This window comes from Pseudomonas sp. NPDC087803, from assembly GCF_044742995.1.
GTDB lineage: Bacteria > Pseudomonadota > Gammaproteobacteria > Pseudomonadales > Pseudomonadaceae > Aquipseudomonas.
Genome location: NZ_JBIUVO010000059.1, coordinates 1 through 612, shown reverse-complemented (window position 1 = coordinate 612; position 612 = coordinate 1). Strand labels below are relative to the sequence as shown.

General features: G+C 62.6%; 1 protein-coding gene. It reads right to left on the bottom strand.

From position 1 onward, the window contains the following. Positions 1-50 precede the first annotated feature (50 nt). A partial coding sequence (locus tag ACIOUG_RS21915) for a tetratricopeptide repeat protein (RefSeq protein ID WP_401068616.1) occupies positions 51-612 on the bottom strand: 562 nt, incomplete at its 5' end.

Here is a 612-nt window from a genome sequence, read left to right as displayed (position 1 = left end):
CGGCCAGAATGGCCAGAGCCAGCAATGCTGCATGCTTCCAACGGATCACGTCACGCATCCCCTTTGGCCAGGTCGTCGAGCTTGATTTGAAGGCCACCGACTGCCGCTTCATCCGACAGTGCCGCCTTGGCTTTTTGATACGCGGTGTTCGCCTCGTCGGTACGACCCAGCTGAACCAGCAGGTCACCCTTGAGTTCTTCGCGAGTGGCCAGGAACGCCTTGTCGGCATCGCCGTCGAGCAGTTTCAGGGCTTCATCGGCCTTGTTCTGCGCACCCAGTACCTGCGCCAGACGCTGACGGGCGATTTCGCCCAGCGCCGGGTTGGCCGGTTTGGCAACGATGGCCTTGAGTTCAGTCGCGGCGTCGTCCAGCTTGCCGCTGTCGACCGCAACTTTGGCCACGAACAGGCTGCCGTACTGCGCGTACGCGGTGCCGCCGAATTCGCTGTTGAGCTTGCCGGCCAGATCCGCAACGCGGGCCGCGTCAGGCTTGCCGTCCGGGGTCAGCGTGGTTTCCAGCAGTTGCTGATAGAGCACCGAGGCGCCTTGCGACTGGTTGCTCTGATACTTGTGAAAAGCCTGCCAGCCGAACACGATGACCAGCGCCAACAGG